33 protein-coding genes are annotated in these 17,945 nt (G+C 68.2%); 11 read left to right on the forward strand and 22 right to left on the reverse strand.

The genetic code is table 11. From position 1 onward, the window contains the following. Nucleotides 1-42 precede the first annotated feature (42 nt). The 6 genes from OL599_RS22700 to OL599_RS22725 all read left to right on the forward strand — a co-directional run bounded on the left by OL599_RS22700 (nucleotide 43) and on the right by OL599_RS22725 (nucleotide 3,773). Nucleotides 43-384: a phage fiber-tail adaptor protein gene (locus OL599_RS22700; RefSeq protein WP_264716321.1), complete on the forward strand. Its 342-nt coding sequence runs from the start codon at nucleotides 43-45 to the stop codon at nucleotides 382-384. Between the two features lie 434 nt (nucleotides 385-818). After that, nucleotides 819-1,793: a hypothetical protein gene (locus OL599_RS22705; RefSeq protein WP_264716322.1), complete on the forward strand. Its 975-nt coding sequence runs from the start codon at nucleotides 819-821 to the stop codon at nucleotides 1,791-1,793. A gap of 5 nt (nucleotides 1,794-1,798) precedes the next feature. Next, the gene (locus OL599_RS22710) at nucleotides 1,799-2,086 is read left to right on the forward strand and encodes a hypothetical protein (RefSeq protein WP_264716323.1); all 288 of its coding nucleotides are present in this window, start codon (nucleotides 1,799-1,801) and stop codon (nucleotides 2,084-2,086) included. Nucleotides 2,087-2,281: 195 nt separating this feature from the next. Beyond that, nucleotides 2,282-2,806 carry a glycosyl hydrolase 108 family protein gene (locus OL599_RS22715; RefSeq protein WP_264716324.1) on the forward strand — a complete coding sequence of 175 codons (525 nt, stop codon included), beginning with the start codon at nucleotides 2,282-2,284 and terminating at the stop codon, nucleotides 2,804-2,806. A 31-nt stretch (nucleotides 2,807-2,837) separates the two neighbouring features. Then, entirely contained in the window at nucleotides 2,838-3,410 is a 573-nt protein-coding gene (locus OL599_RS22720) for a hypothetical protein (protein WP_264716325.1), read from the forward strand. Nucleotides 3,411-3,524: 114 nt separating this feature from the next. Next, entirely contained in the window at nucleotides 3,525-3,773 is a 249-nt protein-coding gene (locus OL599_RS22725; protein WP_264716327.1) for a hypothetical protein, read from the forward strand. 105 nt (nucleotides 3,774-3,878) lie between these two features. On the opposite strand, the gene OL599_RS22730 is transcribed toward OL599_RS22725, so the two are convergent. From OL599_RS22730 to OL599_RS22835, 22 genes are all read right to left on the reverse strand, one after another. Further along, entirely contained in the window at nucleotides 3,879-4,658 is a 780-nt protein-coding gene (locus OL599_RS22730; protein ID WP_264716328.1) for a glycosyltransferase family 2 protein, read from the reverse strand. Continuing rightward, a complete protein-coding gene (locus OL599_RS22735) occupies nucleotides 4,655-4,951 on the reverse strand; it encodes a hypothetical protein (protein WP_264716330.1) in 297 nt (98 codons plus the stop codon). Before OL599_RS22735 ends, OL599_RS22730 begins: the two co-directional genes overlap by 4 nt. 75 nt (nucleotides 4,952-5,026) lie before the next feature. Next, nucleotides 5,027-5,563, reverse strand: coding sequence for a hypothetical protein (locus tag OL599_RS22740; RefSeq protein WP_264716331.1), 537 nt, complete (start codon nucleotides 5,561-5,563; stop codon nucleotides 5,027-5,029). Between the two features lie 382 nt (nucleotides 5,564-5,945). Beyond that, entirely contained in the window at nucleotides 5,946-6,218 is a 273-nt protein-coding gene (locus OL599_RS22745; RefSeq protein ID WP_264716332.1) for a ribbon-helix-helix domain-containing protein, read from the reverse strand. Beyond that, entirely contained in the window at nucleotides 6,215-6,862 is a 648-nt protein-coding gene (locus OL599_RS22750; RefSeq protein WP_264716333.1) for a ParA family protein, read from the reverse strand. Before OL599_RS22750 ends, OL599_RS22745 begins: the two co-directional genes overlap by 4 nt. A 73-nt stretch (nucleotides 6,863-6,935) precedes the next feature. Further along, entirely contained in the window at nucleotides 6,936-7,409 is a 474-nt protein-coding gene (locus tag OL599_RS22755) for a helix-turn-helix domain-containing protein (protein WP_264716334.1), read from the reverse strand. Between the two features lie 193 nt (nucleotides 7,410-7,602). Continuing rightward, entirely contained in the window at nucleotides 7,603-7,869 is a 267-nt protein-coding gene (locus OL599_RS22760) for a hypothetical protein (RefSeq protein ID WP_264716335.1), read from the reverse strand. Between the two features lie 33 nt (nucleotides 7,870-7,902). Next, nucleotides 7,903-8,229: a hypothetical protein gene (locus tag OL599_RS22765; RefSeq protein ID WP_264716336.1), complete on the reverse strand. Its 327-nt coding sequence runs from the start codon at nucleotides 8,227-8,229 to the stop codon at nucleotides 7,903-7,905. Then, nucleotides 8,226-8,459: a hypothetical protein gene (locus OL599_RS22770; protein WP_264716337.1), complete on the reverse strand. Its 234-nt coding sequence runs from the start codon at nucleotides 8,457-8,459 to the stop codon at nucleotides 8,226-8,228. Before OL599_RS22770 ends, OL599_RS22765 begins: the two co-directional genes overlap by 4 nt. Nucleotides 8,460-8,637: 178 nt before the next feature. Beyond that, a complete protein-coding gene (locus OL599_RS22775) occupies nucleotides 8,638-9,000 on the reverse strand; it encodes a hypothetical protein (RefSeq protein WP_264716338.1) in 363 nt (120 codons plus the stop codon). Further along, nucleotides 8,975-9,208 carry a hypothetical protein gene (locus OL599_RS22780; protein ID WP_264716339.1) on the reverse strand — a complete coding sequence of 78 codons (234 nt, stop codon included), beginning with the start codon at nucleotides 9,206-9,208 and terminating at the stop codon, nucleotides 8,975-8,977. The genes OL599_RS22775 and OL599_RS22780 overlap by 26 nt, the downstream gene beginning before the upstream one ends. After that, the gene (locus OL599_RS22785) at nucleotides 9,198-9,500 is read right to left on the reverse strand and encodes a hypothetical protein (RefSeq protein ID WP_264716340.1); all 303 of its coding nucleotides are present in this window, start codon (nucleotides 9,498-9,500) and stop codon (nucleotides 9,198-9,200) included. Before OL599_RS22785 ends, OL599_RS22780 begins: the two co-directional genes overlap by 11 nt. Before the next feature lie 198 nt (nucleotides 9,501-9,698). Further along, nucleotides 9,699-10,013 carry a hypothetical protein gene (locus OL599_RS22790; protein WP_264716341.1) on the reverse strand — a complete coding sequence of 105 codons (315 nt, stop codon included), beginning with the start codon at nucleotides 10,011-10,013 and terminating at the stop codon, nucleotides 9,699-9,701. A 157-nt stretch (nucleotides 10,014-10,170) separates the two neighbouring features. Further along, the gene (locus OL599_RS22795; RefSeq protein ID WP_264716342.1) at nucleotides 10,171-11,814 is read right to left on the reverse strand and encodes a ParB/RepB/Spo0J family partition protein; all 1,644 of its coding nucleotides are present in this window, start codon (nucleotides 11,812-11,814) and stop codon (nucleotides 10,171-10,173) included. 64 nt (nucleotides 11,815-11,878) lie between these two features. Then, on the reverse strand, nucleotides 11,879-12,145 hold the full coding sequence (locus OL599_RS22800; RefSeq protein ID WP_264716343.1) for a hypothetical protein: 267 nt from the start codon (nucleotides 12,143-12,145) through the stop codon (nucleotides 11,879-11,881). After that, nucleotides 12,138-12,407 carry a hypothetical protein gene (locus OL599_RS22805; RefSeq protein WP_264716345.1) on the reverse strand — a complete coding sequence of 90 codons (270 nt, stop codon included), beginning with the start codon at nucleotides 12,405-12,407 and terminating at the stop codon, nucleotides 12,138-12,140. Before OL599_RS22805 ends, OL599_RS22800 begins: the two co-directional genes overlap by 8 nt. A gap of 29 nt (nucleotides 12,408-12,436) precedes the next feature. Then, nucleotides 12,437-12,721, reverse strand: coding sequence for a hypothetical protein (locus OL599_RS22810; protein ID WP_264716346.1), 285 nt, complete (start codon nucleotides 12,719-12,721; stop codon nucleotides 12,437-12,439). Continuing rightward, on the reverse strand, nucleotides 12,718-13,359 hold the full coding sequence (locus OL599_RS22815; protein WP_264716347.1) for a hypothetical protein: 642 nt from the start codon (nucleotides 13,357-13,359) through the stop codon (nucleotides 12,718-12,720). The genes OL599_RS22810 and OL599_RS22815 overlap by 4 nt, the downstream gene beginning before the upstream one ends. A gap of 17 nt (nucleotides 13,360-13,376) precedes the next feature. Continuing rightward, the gene (locus OL599_RS22820) at nucleotides 13,377-13,610 is read right to left on the reverse strand and encodes a hypothetical protein (protein ID WP_264716348.1); all 234 of its coding nucleotides are present in this window, start codon (nucleotides 13,608-13,610) and stop codon (nucleotides 13,377-13,379) included. Then, entirely contained in the window at nucleotides 13,594-13,821 is a 228-nt protein-coding gene (locus tag OL599_RS22825; protein WP_264716349.1) for a hypothetical protein, read from the reverse strand. Before OL599_RS22825 ends, OL599_RS22820 begins: the two co-directional genes overlap by 17 nt. Further along, a complete protein-coding gene (locus OL599_RS22830; protein WP_264716350.1) occupies nucleotides 13,821-14,153 on the reverse strand; it encodes a hypothetical protein in 333 nt (110 codons plus the stop codon). The genes OL599_RS22825 and OL599_RS22830 overlap by 1 nt, the downstream gene beginning before the upstream one ends. Nucleotides 14,154-14,231: 78 nt before the next feature. Continuing rightward, nucleotides 14,232-14,603 (reverse strand): helix-turn-helix domain-containing protein, encoded by a 372-nt coding sequence (locus OL599_RS22835; protein ID WP_264716351.1) that lies wholly within the window; start codon nucleotides 14,601-14,603, stop codon nucleotides 14,232-14,234. Nucleotides 14,604-14,686: 83 nt separating this feature from the next. On the opposite strand from OL599_RS22835, the gene OL599_RS22840 reads away from it, so the two are divergent. The 5 genes from OL599_RS22840 (at nucleotide 14,687) to OL599_RS22860 (ending at nucleotide 17,865) form a co-directional block, all read left to right on the forward strand. Next, complete coding sequence (locus OL599_RS22840) at nucleotides 14,687-14,911, forward strand: helix-turn-helix domain-containing protein (protein WP_264716352.1); 225 nt, start codon at nucleotides 14,687-14,689, stop codon at nucleotides 14,909-14,911. Next, the gene (locus tag OL599_RS22845; protein ID WP_264716353.1) at nucleotides 14,908-15,156 is read left to right on the forward strand and encodes a hypothetical protein; all 249 of its coding nucleotides are present in this window, start codon (nucleotides 14,908-14,910) and stop codon (nucleotides 15,154-15,156) included. The genes OL599_RS22840 and OL599_RS22845 overlap by 4 nt, the downstream gene beginning before the upstream one ends. Next, complete coding sequence (locus tag OL599_RS22850; protein ID WP_264716354.1) at nucleotides 15,153-15,365, forward strand: hypothetical protein; 213 nt, start codon at nucleotides 15,153-15,155, stop codon at nucleotides 15,363-15,365. The genes OL599_RS22845 and OL599_RS22850 overlap by 4 nt, the downstream gene beginning before the upstream one ends. 134 nt (nucleotides 15,366-15,499) lie before the next feature. Further along, nucleotides 15,500-16,060 carry a hypothetical protein gene (locus tag OL599_RS22855; protein ID WP_264716355.1) on the forward strand — a complete coding sequence of 187 codons (561 nt, stop codon included), beginning with the start codon at nucleotides 15,500-15,502 and terminating at the stop codon, nucleotides 16,058-16,060. Beyond that, entirely contained in the window at nucleotides 16,057-17,865 is a 1,809-nt protein-coding gene (locus OL599_RS22860) for a P-loop NTPase family protein (protein ID WP_264716356.1), read from the forward strand. Before OL599_RS22855 ends, OL599_RS22860 begins: the two co-directional genes overlap by 4 nt. The last annotated feature ends 80 nt before the right edge of the window (nucleotides 17,866-17,945 follow it).

The following is a 17,945-nucleotide window of genomic DNA, read 5'->3' on the forward strand; positions in this document are numbered from 1 at the left end:
AGTCGCCGCTCTCCGCCTCTCGCCACACAACACGGAGGCCACATGACAACCGCTTTCTTGCGCCCGCTGGGCCGCATCATCACGCCGCAGATCCAGCGATTCGCGGATAAGCCACGCATTGCACGTCGTCGTGTGGAGCTGGATCTTACGGCCTGGGTCGCAGAGGTCGACGCCGATCCGTTGCAGACGGCATCAGTCACGGTCGTTCCGGCGGTGTCCGGTGGCCTGCGGGTGTCGGAGCCGAAGGTCACCTCGACCGGCGTCGTCGTGATCCTGACCGACGGGGTGGAGGGCCAGGATTATGCGGTGGCCGTCACCTATGCGACCGCGCTGCGCACCGAGCAGCAAACGTGGCGGATCTACGTGCCCATCTCTGTGCCCTGACGGCGGGGGAAAAGACAGACCATGAAAATCTGTGCTCGTGCGCGGCGAGCTCTGGCCGCGATCGCTCTGCTGTGCCTACTCCCGGTTCCGACCGGGGTGTGGGCCGCAGGAGCGGTGCCCTCCGACCCGGCCTATGTGACGGTGAGACCTCCAAACACAGCCGGCACGATTGCCGGCTGCAGCGTTGGCATCGCGTCCGCACAATGTCTCGCGGGTTCTCTCGCGAGAACGCATCTGCAGGTTCAGAACGTCTCGGCCGCCGCCGCCATCGCTTGCACGTTCAGCGGGCCGGCGGCGTTGAATGCGGCGGGTAGTTTCCTGCTGCAGCCGGGCCAGTCCGCGTCCTGGGGTGGCGGCACCGGCTGGCTCCCGTCCGGTCCGCTCAACTGTGTCGCGTCGGCCGCCGCATCGCCGTTATATGTGGAGTACAACTGATGCGGGCGCTTCGGCCGCTGCTGATGCGCGGCGCGCTCGTCGCCGGGCTTGTCCTCAGCTTCCTGGCGCCGGCGCCGGCGCATATCGGGCCTGTTCCATACGCGGCGAAAGTCACGGAATTTGGGTCGTCCGGCGTATGGACGATGGCGCCAACGACGCGCGTCGCGCAGCTCTGCGCCGCTGGCGGCGCCGGCGGTGGCGCTGGCGGTCCGACACTATCCGGCAGCCAGTCGGGTAGCGGTGGCGGTGGCGGCGGCGCCGGTGGGGCCCGGTGCGTGTGGGTGCTGCCGTCGCAGGTCTCTGGTCCGCAGGCGGTCACGATCGGCGTCGGAGGAGCTGCGGGCGCGCCTGGCGCCAATGGCGGCGCTGGCGGGGCGACGTCGATCGGCTCGCTGCTCACGGTGTATGGCGGCGGTGGCGGCGGGTTCGGCGCAAATGGCGCGGTGTCTGCTGGCGGAAATAGTTCTGCGGCGAACGTTTCAGCTGGTAGCTCGAACGGCGCATCGATCGGCAGCGCGGGCAACTTTGCTCTGACCGGCGGCATTGGGGCCGCCGGTCAGAGCAACGTCAATTCTGGCTTCGGGCTTGGGGCATCTGGCGGCGGGTCGTCGGCGACGGGGGCAGGAAGCAATGGAGGCGGCTTTATATTCTCCTGCACTGGCGGCGGCGCCGGCGGCGGGTGGAATGTGGGCGTTGCGCAGACTGGTGGGGGCGGCGGCCTGAACGGCCCAACCGGCACGAGCGGCGGCGCCGCGACGGGTGCCCCTGGCGGCACGTTCGCAGCATCCACCTGGCCCTTTGGCCTGCCAGGGGTGGGTGGCGGCGGTGGCGGCGGCAATGCCGCCGGCGCCGGTGGGGCCGGGGGTGCTGGGCAATCGCCATGCGGCGGCGGCGGTGGCGGCGGCGCCGGGTCCACGGGCGGCGGCCCCGGCGGCAGGGGTGGCGACGGTTACGGCGTGGCGCTCGAGTGGTAGCCGCGATGCAGGACGCGGTCGATCTGCGGGCGAAGCTGGACGGCCTCGACATCCGCCTGACGCGCCTCGAGACGCAGCGCGCGCTCGACCGTGAGGCGCTGGACGAGTTGAAGGGATTGACGCGCGACACGCTGCAGGCAGTGCAAAGGCTGGAGATCGCGATCGCGCGGGATGCGTCCGCCAGGTCTGGCGAAAAGGCGGGATCTGGGTCCGTGCTGCACTGGCTGTTCAGTGCATTTGGCGCCGCAGTCGCCGCGGTGGCGCTGGGGATCAACATATTCCGCTCGCATTGATCGTGCGGCGCGAAGCGCTCTCTCCGCAATAATCACAATAAAAGATTGAACCTCACCGTTCATAACAAGACATGATCCCGTTATTGCGCAGACTTTCCTCAATAACCGTGGGTCGATTCCTGCATCGTGATTTATTCATGACTTACCGTGAATGCAAACGCCGAGCGAATATACAGGGTTCATGGAGCGTGCGCCGTGTCTGCATTTGATATTTTTCTGGCGTTTGTCTTCGCGCACGAGGGAAGCCGCCTCGATCTCACGCCGTCAGATCGGGGAAACTGGACCGGAGGCCGTGTCGGCGCCGGCCTGCTGCGCGGCTCGAGGCGCGGCATTTCCGCGGCCGCCTATCCGACCCTCGATATCGCTGGCCTGACCGACGGGCAGATCGCGGCGATCTATCGCGTCGACTACTGGCGCCGGATCGCCGGCGACGATCTGCCGCCGCCCGTGGCGCTGGTGGTCGGCGACGGCGCGGTCAACCAGGGCGTCGGCGCCGCGTCGCGCGACCTGCAGGATGCCGTCGGCGTGCCGGCCGATGGCGTGGTTGGCCCGGTGACGGTCGCGGCTGTGCGCCGCAAAGGCAACCAGCTCGACGACCTGGCGGTCGAGCTGGTGGCGCGTCGTGCGGTCCGATACGCGCGTGCCGACACGTTCCCGATCTTCGGGCTCGGATGGTCCCGCCGCCTCGCGGCGGCCGCCCGCGCCGCCTTTCGTGCCTAGTCACCAACAATCAAATAACCGGAGTCGTCTGATGCGTTTTGCATCTCGTCTGTGCGCGCCTGCCATCCTGGCATGCGTGGTGATATTCGGCCCGGCTGTGGCGCTGGTGTCGCCGGCGCTGGCGCAGCTCGCGCCGGCTGGCGTCGCGTCGCCGACGACGGGTCCGTTCGGCCCGCTGGTCGACGCCGTGCTGCAGCTCGTCCAGCCCGTCCTGCTGGCTGTGGCCGCGATCCTGGCGCGCGCTCTGCTGCAGCGGTTCAAGATCGACCAGCATGAGGCTGCGGTGACACTCATCACGGGGGCGGCGCAGCGCGGCGCCGGCATCGCGTACGGATTCATCGCCGCCGCCGGCGCTACCATCGCCGATGCGCAGATCCACAACGTCGCGGTGGCGAAGGGGGTCAGCTACGTGACCGCCGCATTCCCCGACACATTGCGCGCGCTGGGCGTCACACCGGACCGGATCGAGGCCATGGTCCAGGCCGAGCTGGGCCGCCTGCTGGGCGTCGATCCTGCGGTCACGATCGCGCCGATGCCGATGCTGTCGCCTGCCACCGCCGGGCTGGCCGCTGCCGAGGCGCCGGCTGCCGCGGCGGCGGCGTGATGGGCGCCTGGTCCTATGTCGCGCTCATCGGTGCCGTGCTCGGTGGCCTGGCGGCGGTGTGGTACTGCGGCTGGCGGGCGGGCGCCGCGGCCGTGCGCACCGCGGATCTCGCCAGTGACCAAGCCGCCGCACGCCGGGTGGCGGACGCGATCGCTGCCGCTCCTGGCGATCCTGCTGCCCTGGCTGACCGGCTGCGCGGTGGCGGGGTCCTGTGACAGCCTGGTGCTGAGGGACTACCCGCCCGCGGATCGGCAGCGCCTGGCCGACGAGCTGGCCGCCGCCCCGTCCTCGGCCGTCTGGCCGCGCGTGGTGGTCGACGCCGCCGGCCTGCGCGACCAGGTGCGCGCCTGCCAGGCCAAATAGGCCCGCCAGGCGGCCGCCGCGAGTGGCGGCACCTTCCTTCACCATCCAGACGTCCAAGCGCCGCCGGTGCCCTGCTGGGCGCCGGCGGCGCTGCTGTTTTGCGTCTTAGAAAACAGTGGCGAGCAGCTCACGCACCTTCGGCGCCCAACGAGCTGCACTGTCGTCGCGCACGTCGTTCCGGTCGTAGAAATCGAACTCCTGCGGCTGGCGCTGCAGGTCATGGTATCCACGCGCGAGCTTCGCATCCCAGTCTGCCCTCGACCGGGTGAAATAGTGGTTGAGCTGGCCCGCCGCGTAGTCCGGAGCATCATCCAGACGGGCCTTCACATCCACAATCGCCCGCCCGGCGAGGTCCACGTAGGGTCCGTCAACCTCGAACCAGTGCGATACGCGGCACGTCCGAACTTGTTTCGGACGCACAATCGACTTGATGTGGCGGTTCGGGCCGAACGTCGCGGGTGCGCGCTGCGTGTAGGACTCGATCACCAGGCCGGCCGGCCGCTCAGCATGTCCGGACGATCCGAACATTGCCCACGGCACCGCGATAGCGGCGGCGTCACTATGTCGCGCGAGCATGTCGCCGAGCGGCCGGTCCAGCACCAGAAATTCATCCGCGTCGAGACATGCCATCCAGGCAAATTCGTTGCGGAACAGCTCGAGGGCGAATTCATATCCCTTCCGCTGGTAGTCCGGCGTCGTCAGGGTCCAGTCGAACACGCGCACGTCGAAATGCTGCTTGAAGCGCTCAGCGGCAGCCTTGGTCCCGTCGGTCGACTTGTTGTCGAGTAGGATTACGGCGTCAAAGCGGATCGCAAACTGATAGGCGATCCACTCGGCGATATATCGCTCCTCGTCTTTCACGACGGCGACGACCGCGGTCCTCACGTCGGATTGCCGTCCACGTCGACGTGGATCTGCGGTGGGTTCCAGTCGATTTCCGCATCGGCATCCCGCCCGGCGAGATCTGTAGCTGCCAATAGCCGTTCGGCCGCGGCGATGATGTGCGCGTCCGCCACAGGCGCACCGGGATTCGTGATCCACGAGGCCTCAGGCGAGGGATCGAGGCCGAGTGCAACCGCCGCGACAGGGCCGATCTTCATGACGCTGTGCAGCGTCGCGCCGCCGGGCTCCAGGGCTAGGCGCAGAAGGGCAAGAATCTGGTCTCTGTGTGTCGGCATGTCTGTCTCATCTATGTCGGGGTGTTGGTGTAGTGCTGCTATCTGGCGCGGGTAAACCGAGGTTTAGGTGTGCTTTTAGAACTGCGCGGCGAGCGGCAGGGCTAGCAGCTCGTGCTGCGGTTCCCCGCGCTTCCACTCGGTGCGGCGAGCGACGCGGTAGCGTGCGCCCGCCGCTATCTGCACGATCGCGCTCAGGTGCCGCGCTTCACTGGGCTGCGTCCATGCCTCGGCCGCATTCCAGCCGCCATCCTCGCGTGCCAGGACAATAACGAGCGCGTCACCGTCGCTTTCGCCCGGCAGGGTGATTTCCAATTGGGTCCCGCTCAGCGATGCCCATTCGGGCACTGCGTCCGCCGTGATCTGGCACACGTCCAGCACTACACCGAGCGCCTCCGCACCGAGAGGGCGACAGTGGCCGGGGATTCCCTGCGCTGCGGTGGCGTCGAACAGCGGAAGAAATGCCCGACGCCAGGCGGCCTCGTGTTCGCGGGGATGCGCCGCGTCGAAATTGCCGAGATCGGCCCGGCGGAGCAGATCGGACAGCTCGATCAGGCGCTGGGGGATGAAAGCGCTGCCGGCGGTGCGGCTGCTGCGGTTCGGATGGTTCGCCATGGTCTGTCTCCTGCCCCTGAAAAACCGCGAGGACGCCGGTTCGTTATTGCCTTTGTAATCCCCTTCGCCACGCTGTGAACGGTGCCTCGACCGACCAGTGACGAACGACCTAACCCTTTGAGTTTCCGGCGTGATCGAGCCGTATCGGAAGCAACAGCAGCGGGTCCGCCCGCATGTCGGGCGATTTGCCCGGCCCCCGAATTCCCGATGCTTTCAACGTCACTGCGGCGTGCTTGGTGGCGACCCGCACGACCGAATGACGCCAAGAGCCGCAGGAAACCGCCAGTTTCAGGCGGTGATCTAGGCTGTCCAAAAGCTCCGACATCATGCTCATACGGGCGGCTGTTAGTGACGTCTGACATTGGACAGGGCGCCATCTACCCTACTCCCGCACCAGCCGGGTGAGCTGGTGCTGATGCGCGAACAAATCGACCATCTCCTCGACGATATCCTGCATCGTGCGCCCCTCGCGCGCGGCGAAGATGTCGAGCTGGCGCTTGGCGTCGCGGTCGATGTAGCCGGCGAGCTGCACCTTGCCGGCGCGTGCGGGGGGCTTCGCCGGCCGCGCCGGGGCGGCCTCGGGAGCGGCGGCCGGTGGCTCGGCCGCGCGGGTGGCCGGCGGCATGGTCAGCGTGGGGCGAGGGCGAATGGTCATAGGGCGGGCGTCCTTGTCGTCGCGTCGGCATGTAGACGTGTCATCACGTCGTCATAGAGGGCAGTGATTTCGGCGGCGGCCGCGCCGCCCGGCTCGAACTCGGACGCGACCCGGCCGTCGATCAGGCAGTGCTGGAAAGCCACGCGCTGGCGGATCACGATCTGCATCACCGTGCCGCCCTGCCCTGTCACTGCTGCTCGTGCCTCGTCGACCACGCGCGAGCGGATCGGCGCCGCATTGAGGATCACGATGCCCGGGCGCTTGACCAGCTCGCACACGTCCAGCGTCGCGCGGATCGCCTCGAGGTCGAACGTGGCCGGTCGGCACGGCACCAGAATCAGGTCGGCTGCCTTCGCAGCGCGCAGCGAGGCCCGGTCGGCGTGCGGCGCGGTGTCGAGCACGACCAGGCCGTAACCGTCCTCCTGGGCGCCGGCGAGCGTCTGGTCCAGGTTCGCAGGATGCTCGGCGGTCACGTCCGGCGGCAGGTCGCCGCGGCGCGTGCCCCATCCCGCAAGGTTGCCCTGCGGGTCCAGATCGATGAGCAGCGTCTGCACGCCGCGCGCCGCACCCTCAGCCGCCAGATGCAGGGCGAGCGTTGACTTTCCGGCCCCGCCTTTCTGGCTGACGACCGCAACTGTCAGCATGCTGGATATCCCTCGTGTTGTATTGCCGGCACGATGACACGCGGACATGTCGGAAACAAGGATCGTCAGCCTGTCATCGCGTCAACATGCCGACATGTGGGCGCCGCGCCTGCCATGCAGCGACGATTGCGTGCTGTCGGCGCTCGACGGATGCGGCCAATGCCGCCCGCGCGGCCTCCAGTGGCAGCAGCGCCAGGATCGTCCTCGGCTCTTTCTTTCTTACTTTCTTGATTCGTCGGCCTGCCTGTCCGCCTGGTGCCGGCCGCACCGGCTCGGCCGGCACGCGGGCCTCATACTGGTTCGGACCCTGGCGCCGGCGGCCGCGCACGAGCTGGGACGTGTGCGACCAGGTCAGCAGGCCGAGCGTGCGGGCCTTGGCCCTCGCGCGCCGCACGGTGCGGTCCGAACAGGACGCCAGGCCGGCGACCGTGGCGTCGGACGGAAACAGGCCGGCCGGGCCGTCGTAGCAGACCAGGGCGAGCAGGGCGTCTTTCTCGGTGCGCGTAAGATTGCCCGCTTGCCATTCCTGGCGGATGCGCAACTTCACGGCGAACAGGTGGTCGGACTCAAGCATCGTCGATCTCCCCATGCGGAGAGGCCGGCCGGAAAAAGGGCGCAAATCCCCCATGCAAGACGCCGCTTGCAAAAATCGCTGAGAGAGGGGAGGATCGGTTTACCAGACACGATCATCCCCGGCTCTGCCGGACATGGGGGCCGCCTTCGGGCGGCCTCTCTGCTGTTTAGGTCATGGTGACTCCATCATCCGCGCAGACTCGATGCGCGGCCGGCAAGCATGCCTCGCCGGTCGGCGCCGCGTCCATGGCATTCAGCCTGGCCCGCTGCAGCTCGTGCGCCAGGTGCAGCACCAGGCCGAGCAGCGCGTGCCGGCTGCCGCCTGGTCGGTAGATCCCCCGCTCGTGCTCGGCCGCCCGGATGATGTCGGCGAGCACGACGTCGGTCAGGGGTGGCTGGTCCAGGCCGGGCAGGCCGAGCTGCAGGGACGTCATGCGGCGGAGGTGCGCTTGCGATGGGCGGTTTGATTATCGACCATCCGCACTCTCCACCTTGCACCGCATCCAGTGATTTTTCAGGCTATTCCAAGCGTCGCGGCCCAGAGCGACCGTGTCGAACCAATCGCCGTTCGCATCCAGCAGATCGGCCCAATAGTCTCCTGTTTCGCCGACGGGCCCGACCCTGCCCGAGATCGCGGCGCGGCGCAGGACGGTATCGACCGCTGGAGCGCCGCCGGGGAATCGAACTCCCTCGCACATCGCGAGGCGCCCGTGGATCACCTTGCACAGCCGCAACCCCTGCGTTTCTGGCGGCAGATCGACCTTGGGCATCGTGGTTTTCCGATCGACGGTCACGACGCCACCATGCCTCGGAACGCCTCATGCACCCGGTCGGACCATTGCGGCCGCGGGAACTGTCGCGCGTAGAGGAACGCGATGACCTCTCCGGCAGAAAATCCCCCCCGTTCGCCAAGGCGGGAAAGCGACTGCCGATCGCCGTGCAAGGCCGAGTAGACTTCGTAAGCCTTCTCCGCGATGCACAGGGGTAAGCGACCGGGCTCGCGGCGGTAGCTGGCAATCTGCATCGGCATCGTGGCCGGCGCCGGAGCGGCCCCCGGCGGCTTGCCGCTCGTGCCCTGGTGCGGAGGCTCTCCGATCGGCTCGCGTGGCGCTTCTGGCGTGCCGCAGTTTATGCATTTCCGCGGGTAGGGCTGGTGCATCGATTTGCTGTAGATGCACCCGCAGCTGCACTTCGTGGTGTGTTCACGCGACATCGAGCGATCTCCCGTCCTTCAAGCCCTTCTCATAACCGGCCTCCTCGGCACGGATCAGCGCCCGTGCATGGGCGGCCCGCATGGCATGGAATTGCCGGTCCGCGGCGCTGTCCTCGGCCCGGTAGCGTTCCAGTTCCTTCTCAGCGCGACGGAGTGCCATTAGCAGCCCGCGCTCCTCGCCAGCCTTGATCTGACAACCCGCCTCGGCCAGCGGATCGGCGCCGAAGTGATCGCGGGCAGAACCCGGCGTGGTGAACGTCTCGCCGCAATGGAAGCAGGTCCAACCGTGCTTCGGCTTCAAATAGGTGGCCGGCTCGGCTTTGGTTTCAGTTGACGCGGGCATTGATTGCATCTTCTTCTCTGCGAAGCCGTTCTACGGCACTGAACAGTGCGCCTTGGTATTCGTGGCAGGCTGCCAGGTCACCTGCGAATTCCGTCATGCATGCATCAAAACGCTTGGCTGCCTTGATGACATCGGTCTGGCATATGCGGAGTCGCAAAAACGGCATGTCCGCCTCGAACTGCGCGTTCACGTTGGTGGTTTTCTGGTCAGCCGACATGCCTCACATCCTCCGCGATAATGGGCACCATACTGTGCACGAACCACTTCGTTTCGTGCCCGCAGCCGAGGCACGTCAGCCCTTCATGCATCGGGTCGATTTCGCGGATGTTCGCCCAGTCCATCCCGACGATCGCGCCCCATTGCCCGCAGTTCGCGCAGCGCCGGTCGTGCTTGAACGTGCGCATATGGTGCTCTCGAATTTTTGCCTCTGCCCTGGCACGGACCCAACGCCAGAAGCGAAGCCCGCGAGGCTCGGCCGTGGTGTTCGATGCGTCGTGCTGAGCGCTCATCGACTTCCCCTCCCCCGGAACCCAAGCGGCCCGCGCTCTTCCACGCGGTAGAGCGGCGTCCCCGACGCATCAAGGAGCCCGGTGGGCTTTGGGGTGGGGTCGCTTTCCCACACCGTGCAAGTCGGAAGGCTCTCGGGCGTGTAGTGCGCGGACAGCCAGGCTTTGGACGGTATGGCGATGTAGCGGGGGGTTTTCTGGTCAGCCATTGATGCTCTCCGCCGCGACCTCGATGCCATCGAGCCATTCGGCGATGATCGCCTTCGCGTCTCCTGCACCCGGTGCTGCGAAAGCAAGCTGCACGCTTATCGATCCGCCGCAGAGCACGGTCAGCTCGGTGCGCTCGGCGATCGCGCGTGCGGTTGCGGGCGTCAGGAAGACGCACCGCACCGCAACCGAGTCTGGCGGATATGTCTGGATCCTTCCATCAGCGGCGATCAGGCCGACACGTCCGGTGGCCGGCGACGACACGGTTTCCGCAATCACGCCAGTCCAATTCGTCGACACGAGCAGCACGACCGGAACGTCGCCGGCGCGCTCGAGTAGGCGCTGCCAGTGGATCGGACGTGGCGGCAGCAGGGCAAGCGGATCGGACCGCGCTGGCGCTGGTGCCGGTGCAGCCGGCGCCGGCCTGGTTGCGGCCGCCGGCGGGGCGGAGAACAGGTCGAGCTGGTCAAGCATCCTCCTCCTCCTCGATCCGGACGTCCGCCTTCGGGGCGGGCGCGCCGAAGCGGCAGGGGCGCCAGTCGGGCAGATTGCCGGCCAGACGGGCGCGCAGGTCGCCGGCCTTCGCCGGCGCCTTGATGCCGGCTTCCATGGCAACGCGCCTCAGCTCGGCGGTCGATACCTGGGCGAGAAATTCCGGGGTGTCGAAGCGGGGCAGGGCGGCGTCGGCGCCGATCGCCTGGCCGATCCATTCCGGCACGTGGTCGTGGCGCTCGTCGTCCGCGGTGGTGATCAGCAGCAGACGTGCGAGCGCTTCGGCCGCGATCTCGGCGATGTTCTCCGGCTCCGGCAGGATGCCGTCGACGTTGTCCCGCGGCACCAGGCGCAACGCCAGGTCGCGCATGCCGGTGGCGTCGTATTTGTGGGCCTCGGCGCTGACCCGCACCGTGCGGGCGCCGAGTGCTAGCACCAGCAGCGTGAGCAGCTCATCCGTGCGCAGCATCCCCCTGCGCACGGTGGCGATGATGTGCTGGCGCAACGCCTCGGTCTTGGCGCTGGCGATCGCCGCATGCCCGGCGCGGCTGATCGGATCGCGCGGCGGCGCGGGTTCGGGTGCCGTGGGTTCGGGATCGGCAAAGTCCGTGTCGTCGTCGGCCTCGTCGGCCGTCGCCGGCGCGTCCGCATGGGCGTCCTTCGCCGCCACCTTCCGCGCGAGCACGCGCGCGACCCGGCCCGGAGAATATCCGGACTCGGCAACGACTGCGAAGATCGCTTCGTCCTTCCGCGGCTTCTCGTGGTCGCCATGTGTGCGGACCCAGCCGGCCGGCAGCACGACCGAATTACCGCGGGGGTCCCATTTGCCGATCTGCAGGCGCTTCTTCGCCTTTTTCGCCTCCGCTTCCAGCGCCGCCTTCTGCGCGGCGATGAAGCCGGCAACGTCGCGCGTCGTGAACTGGTAGTGATCGCCGGGCTGGGCGAACAGATCCTCCTCGAACACGATCCCTGCCTTATCGGCGTCGAAAATGGCGTCCTCGCGCGAGATCCGTCCAGTGGTGCATAGCGTGGTGACACGCCACCAGTCTGGCTCGTCGTCGAGGGCCTGATGACCCGCTTTCAGGACGTCCCGCAGTGCCTTGGCCTGCACCTCCGGCGGCACCATGGCGATGACATAGATCGTCTCTTGCGGGTCGTCCGGCATGCCATGCCGCTCGAGCTGCGCCAGCACGTCGGGATGCAGCCGGCCGAGCTTGTCGAGCTGGCGGGTGCGTCGGTCGGACAGGCCAAGGCATTGCGCGGCCTGCTGCAGCGTGTAGCCCTGATCCTGCAGCCGCACGATCGCGCGCCACTGGTCGATCGGCTCGAGGGGCGCCCGCACCATGTTCTCGACGGCCTGGTCGGCGGCGTCGAATGTCGCGAGGTATTCGCTGACCGCGGCCGGGATGTGGCTGAGGCCGACGGCCCGCGCCGCGGCCAGGCGGCGACTGCCGGCGACGGTCACGTAACGGTTGCCGGCCTTGCGCACCAGGATTGGCTGCAGCACGCCGCGATGGCGGATGCTGTCTTCGAGCTGCGCCTCGGCCTCCCGGGTCGGTGGGCGCTTGCGAACGCTTTCGATTGGCGGGTCGATGTCGTCGATGGCAATCATCGGCATGATTCTCGCTCTCCCTGTTGCAGTCGGTGGTGATGGTGTCAGCCGGGAAGGGGAGGGGCCGGCGCTATCGCGCGGCCGTCTTCGCCTTCTTCGCCCGCTTCGGCTTGCCGTGCGCCAGGCCGTAGGCTTGGCTCGGCCGTGCCGGCCCTGGCGTGTGTCCGTGCGAGCGGATGATCATTTCCGCGTCGTCGCGGCCGATCAGGCCGGCCCGCCCGTCCTCGCCGCGCCACGCGATCGCGCCGAGCTGGTCTTTGACGGACCATGTGCCGCTGTCCGCCTGGTCGGCGTAGTAGGGCGGCACGCCCTGCAGTGTCCCGATCGGATCAGGCATGTCCGACCACCTCCGGCGCCGCGATGCTCATGCGCACCAGCTCGATGAACACGGCGAGGTCACGCTCATGCGCCTCGGGGTCCGTCGATTCCGCGCGTAGCGTATCGGCGAGAGTGCCGGCGAGGGCGCACAGCGTGACCGCCTTCGGCTGCGTGCCCGACAGCAGCAGCGCTCCGGCGATCGCGTCGGCGAGCTCGACCATCGCGGCCGGATTGGCGTCGCCGATCATGTCCGCGATGTCCGCCTGTGTGGCTCGGTCCATGGGTGGGCTCCTGGTGGTTGCGGGGCGCGTCATTTCGTGCGCGCCGGACGCACGCTCCCTGGCTTCCAGCGCCAGGACTGCGACATTTGCGGGGGGAAGCCGGGCAGGGCGTCGCCGGATGGCACCAGGCGTCCCGGCGGTGTGTCCGGTGTCCGGCTCTTGCGGGACTGGAACAGCAGCGGCCAGACCGCTTCCTTGGTGACGGACCGCTGCGCCTTGACCAGCGACCAGGCGCCGCTGGTGCAGGTCAGCACGTCGCCGGCGCGCACGTGCTCGAGCAGGTCGCCGGTGTCGGTGATCGGTGTGTCCGTCATCCTGGCGGTGCCTCGGCGTCCAGGACGGACAGCAGTGCGAAGTGCGGATACGGCCCGGCGCGCTGCGCCAGCAGCGTGAGCACGCGACGATTCCACCGTTCGCGGCTGAATGTCTCGTTTTGCGGCGCCAGGTCACCGATCTCCGGCGCATCCGGCAGATCGGTCCACGGGTGCGGCGCCGGGCCTTGGAACCGTTCGTGTTCTATCCGCAGGGCCTGCAGGTCGGCGCGCTTGATCGCCACTGCGTATGCCTCGGACAGCGGCCAAGGCACGGCAAAGGCGGCATGCACCGCGCCGGAGATGCGCGCGGAGATCTCCGCGATCGGATCGAAAACGGCTCGGCCCTCGATATCGAGTAGGATGCGAATCGCCGATTTCAGCGGCGATATCACGTCGCCAATGTATGCCTCGTGGGCATCATGGATCAGTGCAGCAAGGCGCAGCTCGGCCGATCCGCCGGCGATCTCGACGAGACGCTCGACCAGCAGCGAATGCTCCGCGACGTTCCAGGCGACCGGCCCCGTGGTCTGCCCGCAAAAGCGCGGCAGCCGGGACAGGCCGGCGGCGATATCCATCAGGCGGACCATGTCGGCGCGCGGATACACCAGATCAAATGCCTGGCCGCTGACGGTCTGCATCCAGGGCGCAATGTCCCTCATGCCGGCACCGCCTGCCGGCGCAGCACGTCGCCGACCTGCGTCAGTTCATGCACCCACGCCAGATCCACGCGGCGCCAGGCGCCGCTGTCGAGCTCGACGCCGGCGGCATAGTCGTGATCGGCGAGACTAAACAGGCACGTCATGCGGGCGAACCCGACGGTCACGCCGCCCCGCGCCGGGTCAGCAACAAAAACCGGCCGCGGCGGCACGGTCCTAGACGTGATCAGCATGTTGGCTGTCCTCGATTTCTGCGACATCATCGGGATTGACAAAGGTCGAGCCGGTCACGACGTCGGCCCAGATCGGTCGGCCGCGGACATCGGTCCAGTGACCGAGCAGCAGCGCCGGCCGCCCGCGTCCACGCACGAACACGACGCGCGCCGGGCGCGCCTCGCGGTACAGCAGGTCCGTGGCCGGGCCTGCGACGGAAGGAAATGCCACTACGCGCCGTCCTGCGCCGGGGCTCGGTCATCCTCGAGCTGGCGCGTCGGCACCAGGGCGCGCAGGGCCGCGGCGGCGAGGCGCAGCTCGGTCGCGGCGGCCTCGTGGCGTGGGTGGATGGCGGGCAGGACCGAGATCACCCGCTCGGGCTGGGTCAGCAGATCCGCGGCGATCCGATCGAGCCGATCGGCCGCGATCAACACGGCGTCGGCGTGCTCGTTCGGGTAGGCGTGGGCGATGTCGAGCAGCGCGTCCCTGAGCGCGTCGAGCTCGCGCGCGACGATCGGCGCGCCCGCGTCTGGCTCGGCGGCGGGCGGGGTGAGACGGGGCATCCGGCGGCCTCCCTGAAGGGTGAGGCCGCCAGCCTATTCAGCTGGGCTTAATGTCGTCAATGCAGATGTTCAGCCATCCTATACGTCTGGCGATGGTATGGTGCGCACGCTGGCCGGTGCGTCGGTGTCGTCACCGACTCGCATCGGACCAGGCGGTTTAATAACGTTCTGCATCAAAGCGTCGCGCGTCCGAGAAGACAGCGCATCGTAATCGCCAGATAGTATCCAGTCCGCGCCGATGCCAAACCTTTGCTTAAGTATGGCAAGGTAAGCGGGCGGCGGAGGGTGACGCTCTTGTTCCCAATTATTGTAGCGGTAGGCGGAAATTCCAAGTAACCGCGCAAAAGCCGCTTGGTTGTTGTATCCGGCTGCCACGCGCGCATCGCGCAGCCGCGCGCCGAATCCTGCCAATACGTGCGACATGATCGGGTCGGGGTGCTTTGCGTCCATGTCGCACCATCCCGCAGCGTGTCGTGCCATGGTATTAAACTCCACGATTGACGGCATTAAGGCCGGCTGAATATCCTCGCGGGATGATCTCGACCCGCGACCTCATTGCCCGGCTGGGCGGCGGCGCTGCAGTGGCCCGCCGGCTTGGCGTGTCAGCGGCGGCCGTCTGCAACTGGATCGCCAGCGACCAGATCCCGGCGGGCCGGGTGCTGGCGCTGTGGGCCCTCGCGGTTGAGGCTGGTATTGACTGGCGACCGGCGGATTACCGCGACTACGCACTCGTGCGCGTGCTGGCGGAGGCGGCGTGATCGCGCGCGGGCCTCTGTCGTTCGAGCCCTCGCGCCATTCGCCGCAAGGTGCGGCGGTGCCGCTCACGGTTGATCTGGTCAGCCGCACCGCCGAGTCCGGCGAGCGTGAACGGCCATCCGATGGCGATCAAAAACCCTCTCATCGTCGTGAATCCATCGTTAATCGGGCGATCCTGTCCCGATTTTGTGGCGATTTCGAGGAAATAAATCGTGTTGTCCGTTCCTCCGGAGGTGCGCGCCCATGAAAACCCGCTATCGACCGGACTGGCCGCCCGGCAGTAACGCGGCGCTCCTGCTGGCGCAGGTGCGCAGCAGCGGGGGATATACAAGCGGGTGGCCGACGCCCAGCGGCCTGCCGACCGCGCCCCTGCTGCCCTCGTCGCTGCCGCTCGGCACGCGCACCGCCCCGCGCGCCCGGAAGCGCGCACGCGCGCCGGTTGTCGCCGAGGCATGACGTCAGCCGGCTACGCCGCCGATGTTTTTCAGGCCGCATCGCGCCTGGTGCCGACGCGGTTCGATTGGCAGGCGGTGGTCCCGTGGGGCCGCATCGCTGGGATGGCACGCCTTGTGATCGGCCTTCTGCCCGTCATGGCTGACGGCCCTGGCTACTGGCAGCCGCATCCGCATCCGCACCGCGCACCGCTCGGCGCCTGGCGCTGGGTGATCGCGGTGCGGCAGGGTCCGGTGCCGCGCTTCGATGCCGTCGGCCTCTATGATCCGCAGGAACCAGGCGACGCGATGCGCCAGCTGCACCTGCTGCCGTCCGCTGCGGAGCGCGCCATACCGGTCGCCATCTTCGGTGGGTCGATCGTCGATTGCCTCGCCGTCGATATCAGCCTGACCAAGCCGCCGCTGCGCCTGACGGGATTCGCCGACGTACTCGGCGACCCGCCGGAATGGGGCGAGGATCGTGCCGTGCCGATGCGCATCCATCGCAACGTGCGTGACTGGCTCGGCGATTTCTGCCGCGGCCTGGTGCTGATCGGCGCCGACACCGGCGCGCACCAGGCCGCCCTGCTGCGCTGCCAGTCCGGTGTGGTGGGCAGCGACGTCGCGCATGCCCGCGCCCTGAAAAAACTGATCGAGCGGCCGCATCCTGCGGCGCCGCCGATTTTTGTCGCCGACAGCGACCGAAGCGAGGCCGCATGACGTCGCCGAAAATCGTGCCGTTCAAGGAAGCGGAGCGTGCCGAGAAAAGCCGGCGCAAGGCCGCCGCGGCGCCGGCCGCATCGCCGCCACCAGCTGATGGCGGCGGCGGTGACCACGATCACCCAGCCGCCTGGCTGGTCAGCGGCGAGTGTCCCGTCGTGCCTCTTGGCCACCGCGACGGACAATACTTTTTTTTCGATACGGCGGGCCAGCTGCGCAAGTTCGCGGCCAAATCGCTCGGCCAGTCGTCGGAAATCGTGTCGCTGTTCGGCGGCAATCCCGGCTGGCTGCTGGGCAATTTCGTGCAGTACGACCGAGAGGGGCATCCGACAAACTGGTTCTCGGCCCGCAACGCCGGCGCCTGGCTGGTGCGAGCCTGCCACGACCTGCCGCTGTTCGACCGGTCGGCGCGTAAGCGGGCCGTCGGCGTCTGGCTCGCCGACGGCCGCATCGTCGTGCATTGCGGCGACCATATCCTGTGGCCGGACACGCGGGAGGAACGCAAGGCGGGCTTTCGCGACGCCGGCGCGCTGTGGCCTGCGGATGCGCCGATCACCCCGCCTGGTGAAGCCTGCGATGCTGGCCGCGCGCGCCAGGTCGAGCTGCACATGCGGTCTTGGCATTGGGAACACGAGGAAGCGGCGCGCGTGTTTTTCGGGCTGTGGGTGGCCGGCCTGCTGGGCGCGGCGATCGACTGGCGGCCGCACGGCCTGCTGATCGGCCCGCCCGGGTCCGGCAAGTCGACGTTGCTGCGCTACTACGCCGCGCTTTCACCGATGGCAGTGCTGGTCAACGATTATTCCGAGCCTGGCCTCCGGCGCGAGGCCGATGGCCGCTCGGGCCCGCTCATCCTCGACGAGGCGGACGAGGACCCGGAGGCGCTCGGCCGCCTGCAGCGCGTGATCGGCCTGTTTCGCCGCGCCAGCTCGGGTGATGGCGCGGTGGTGATCAAGACCGGCAACGACGGTCACGCGCAGCGTTTCGAGGTCATATCCTGCGCCGTTTTCGGGTCGGTGCTGCCGCCGCCGCTACTGCCGCAAGACGAATCGCGGCTGACGCGACTCGAGCTGCGCCCGCGCCCAGACGACTCGGTGGTGCGAGTCGCGCCCGATGATTTGATCGTATGGGCGCGCGAGCATGCCGCAGATCTGTGGGGTCGCGCGCTTGAGGGCCTGCCGCGCATGCGCGGTAACCTGCGCCTGGTGCGCGATGATCTGCTCGGCCGCGGCTGCGAGCCGCGGCTCGCCGACCAGCTCGGAACTATCGTGGCCGCGCGCGCGATGATGATCGACGATCGCCCGCTCGACGCCGCCCGCGCCTGTGCGGAGGTCGATGCGGTCGCCTGGCTGATCGTCACCCGCCAGGAACAGGCGGCGGTCGCGGGACCGTACCAGTGTCTGCAACATCTGCTGTCCAGTTCTGCAGAAGTGATGAATTCCGGAGAGCGTCCGACACTCGGCCGGCTGGTGGAACGTGGGGCGCGCGAGGCTGGCGACGACGCGCGCCGCCAGCTCGTCGACCACGGGCTGATGTTGGCACCCTATCCGAAGAAAGCCGCGGGTCCGCCCTGCCTCTACGTCGCGAACGCCCATCCGCGCCTCGAGGCGATCTTTCGCGGAACGCAATGGGCGGGTCGGCGCTGGGGCTTTGACCTGGCGCGTCTACCTGGCGCCTCCGAGCCGATGGGGCCGATTTTCTTCGGTGGGCAGTTCAAGCCGCGCTGCATCGTCGTGCCGTCGGACGCTTTGCCGGCCTTCGGCGAAGGCGAACCGCCTCCTCCGGATGACGCCGATGCCGTCTTCTAACCCATTGATGCGCCCGCGCCCGTCCGGTTCGTCCGGCTTTTGTCCCGCCCTAACCCATTGACGGGAAAGGGACCGGACAG

The sequence above is a fragment of the Limobrevibacterium gyesilva genome, from assembly GCF_025989185.1.
Taxonomy (GTDB): Bacteria; Pseudomonadota; Alphaproteobacteria; order Acetobacterales; family Acetobacteraceae; genus Limobrevibacterium; species Limobrevibacterium gyesilva.